The organism is Microseira sp. BLCC-F43 (assembly GCF_041929235.1).
Taxonomy (GTDB): Bacteria; Cyanobacteriota; Cyanobacteriia; order Cyanobacteriales; family Aerosakkonemataceae; genus Microseira.
Genome location: NZ_JBHFNP010000060.1, coordinates 1 through 3434, shown reverse-complemented (window position 1 = coordinate 3434; position 3434 = coordinate 1). Strand labels below are relative to the sequence as shown.

Here is a 3434-nt window from a genome sequence, read left to right as displayed (position 1 = left end):
AGTCTTTTGATCTGGTACAGAGATGGTGAATGCCGTGCCCCAAAAGATCGTGGGTGTGGCGATGTTTGAGGGTAGGGGCAAGGCAGCGAAGTCTTTTGATCTGGTACAGAGATGGTGAATGCCGTGCTACTACATATCGTGGGTGTGGCGATGTTTGAGGGTAGGGGCAAGGCAGCGAAGTCTTTTGATCTGGTACAGAGATGGTGAATGCCGTGCTAGTACAGATCGTGGGTGATTGATTGGCGGCAGTATAGGTTTTTACAAGCGGTATTGTCCTCTTTATCACCAACTGTTTTTAATTGCACCGATTGTACTTTCGGCGAGTAACAGGCAAACTTAAGAATGGTTGGTTGGCTTGAAGCGTCTGTAATTCTAAGGGGTGTGAGGAATAATGCTTAAGCAACTGAAAAACCCAATTTCTCTGGCTTTGGGTACAGGACTATCGGCTCTGGTGCTGGGAGCTGGTATAGCAATAGTAAGATGGGATGATGTGCAGCGGCTAGCCCCCCAATTAGCGCAGTTGCAACAGCTAGACTCGAAGTCAGAAGCGCAGCAACAAGCACAAGAAGATCCTAAATCCGCCGTTTTGCCTTTGGCGACAGTTTCCCCCCAACAGCGGGCGTCTCAATTAGAAGCGATCGCATCCGGGGCATCTTCCCTCGACAAAAGTCGCGCCCGCTATCTCCTGGCAAGCGACTTGATCGCCCAAAAGCAAGGCAAAAAGGCGCTGTCTTTATTAGAAGGATTAGAACAAGATTACCCGGTAATGGCTGCTCACGTGGCTATGAAGCGCGCCCAAGCTTATGAAAGTATCCCAGATAAGGCCAAAGCAACGGCTGCTTGGCAAGAATTATTAGAAAAATATCCGGAAAACCCGGTGGCGGCGGAAGCGCTGTTTGTTTTGGGACGCAAGGATGCGAAACTTTGGGATCGATCGCTCGCTTCTTTCCCCAGTCATCCCCGTACAATCGAAATTGCCCGCGAACGATTAAAGAAAACTCCCAATCAATTATCCCTGTTATTGCTATTACTCAAACACGACCAAGATAGCCGGGATATCGGTACTGTTTTAAATCAACTCACGATTCAACATGGGGCGCAATTAAAACCGGAAGATTGGGAAGCTATTGCTTTTCTCCTCTGGCAGCGCCGAGAATACGGGCAATCTGGAAAAGCTTATGCTAAAGCACCCGCGACGCCCCGCAACGTTTATCGCGCGGCTAGGGGACAGCAGTTGGGTGGGTTTAAAAATGAAGCGATCGCGCTGTATCAACAACTCGTGCGCGACTTTCCCACCGCTAAAGATACAGGCTTGGGGTTAATCCGTTTATCCCGCATATCTCCACAGCAAGATGCGCTAATTTATCTCGATCGCGTTATTAAAGAATTTCCCGATCAAGCTGGTGCAGCGCTGTTAGATAAAGCCAAAATTCTAGAGAAAATCAAAAGTACCAAGTCTGCCTCGCAAGCGCGTCAATTAGCGCTGAAAAAATACGGCAATTCCGATGAAGTCGCCCAATTCCGTTGGGATGCAGCGCGTCAGAGAGCAAAAGCCGGGGATTTTTTAGGTGCTTGGCAATGGGCGCAGCCAATTTCTCGCGAACATCCCGAAAGCGAATTAGCACCCGAAGCAGCTTACTGGGTTGGCAAATGGGCTACTAAATTGGGACGTGCAGCAGAAGCCAAAACTGCTTACGAATACGTCATCAGCCGCTATCCGGAATCATACTATGCATGGCGGTCCGCTGGCGAATTAGGTTGGAATGTGGGCACGTTTACCACAGTACGCCAGTTAATTCCCCAAATAGTGCGCCCGCCAGAAAAACCCTTGTTGCCAGCAGGTTCTGAAACTGTGAAAGAACTGTATCAATTGGGACAGAAAAAAGATGCGCGGTCCCTCTGGCAAGCCGAATTTAGCAATTACATTCAACCCACGATCGCCGAACAATTTACCGACGGCGTACTGCTGTTAGGAGTAGGGCAAAATATCCAAGGAATTACTCAACTTGAAAGTTTGGGATGGTGGCGCGATACGGATGAAGAAGAAGCCCAATTAGCCTCACTCAAAAAACAACCGGAATACTGGCAAGCCCTTTATCCATTCCCATATCTAGAATTGGTGGAAAATTGGTCAAAACAGCGTCAACTTAACCCCTTATTAGTCATCTCCCTCATCCGACAAGAATCGCGATTTGAAACCACCATCCGTTCCGTTGCCAATGCAATTGGGTTAATGCAAGTTTTGCCTTCTACCGCTGCATGGATAGCGCCACAAATTAACCTGAAAAATTATGCACTAGAAAATCCCAACGATAATATCAACCTCGGCACTTGGTATCTCGATCACACCCACGAAACCTACAACAATAATTCGCTTTTAGCCGTCGCGAGTTATAATGCTGGCCCCGGAAATGTATCGAAGTGGATACAAAAGTATGGCTTAAACGATCCCGATGAATTCGTGGAAGACATTCCTTTCCCAGAAACCCAAGGTTATGTGAAGCACGTGTTTGGCAACTACTGGAACTACATGCGATTTTACAATCCAGAAATCGCCCAAAAATTACAACAGTTGCCAACAAAGTAATAAATCATACCCTGTCGGGTAGCCACACTAATTGCTAACGGCTAAGCAATTAGCAATTAGCAATTAGCAATTCAATTCATGTCATTCTGATCGATTAAATTCTCGCAAGTATTCCAATCGGTTTTTAACGCAGCAACAGAAGCTTGAAAGTCGGAGTTATAGGGGCTATGACAAACCAAAAAAACCCGATAAAGATTAAACCCCAAGTCGATAAATTCTCCCATAGCAGGGACTCGATTTACTTCAAGCACTTGTTGTTTGGACGGGTTGTTCTTGTCTTCTTTGAGGTATAAACAAATCCTGATCATTGTCTTGCGCCTTGATGAATTATGTGTATATGTTTTGGATAGTAGATGACCCTTAATTGCATCAGCAGTGGGTGATTGGTAATGAAAAAATTACCGACTACCCAGCTACGTGCAACAATGTCTGCGAAGTTATCTCAAACGAGTAGCTTCAGTTCGCAGAGAATAGATTTCGGTGAATTGTTACAAAACTTTAAAAGAAGCGTGTGAGAAACCCGGTTTTTTGGCAAAACCGGGTTTCTGGGTTTTAACGGCAAATAGTTCTTGAATATTACGAAGTGGCTTTTTTTTGAGCTTCTATCCAATCTGGAATAATCTCGCGGATTAACTCGGCAGGTATGCGCGCGCGCTCAATGCAAACCTGCCGAAATGCAACTTAGGTCAATCCCTGAGTAATTTTCTCATCTTCTTGCACCACACTGGAGGACTTTTTTTGAGCTTCTACCCACTCCTCAATAATCTCCCGTACCAATTCTGTGGGGTTGCGATCGCGCGCATGACAGATTTGACGGAAAACCTCATCAGCTTTCACACTCAAGCGG

The 3434-nt window shown here is 46.2% G+C and carries 2 protein-coding genes; one reads left to right on the top strand and one right to left on the bottom strand.

All coding sequences use genetic code 11. The annotated features are described in order from the left end of the window. The first annotated feature begins 391 nt into the window (after positions 1-391). Positions 392-2587, top strand: coding sequence for a transglycosylase SLT domain-containing protein (locus ACE1CM_RS10270; RefSeq protein WP_374877321.1), 2196 nt, complete (start codon positions 392-394; stop codon positions 2585-2587). Between the two features lie 71 nt (positions 2588-2658). Here ACE1CM_RS10270 and ACE1CM_RS10265 read toward each other — a convergent pair whose 3' ends face one another. After that, on the bottom strand, positions 2659-2895 hold the full coding sequence (locus ACE1CM_RS10265) for a hypothetical protein (protein WP_374877320.1): 237 nt from the start codon (positions 2893-2895) through the stop codon (positions 2659-2661). Positions 2896-3434: the final 539 nt, after the last annotated feature.

Excerpts from the sequence above, each read along its gene's own strand:
- ACE1CM_RS10270 (WP_374877321.1), top strand. The coding sequence starts at position 392 with ATGCTTAAGCAACTGAAAAACCCAATTTCTCTGGCTTTGGGTACAGGA.
- ACE1CM_RS10265 (WP_374877320.1), bottom strand. The coding sequence starts at position 2,895 with ATGATCAGGATTTGTTTATACCTCAAAGAAGACAAGAACAACCCGTCC.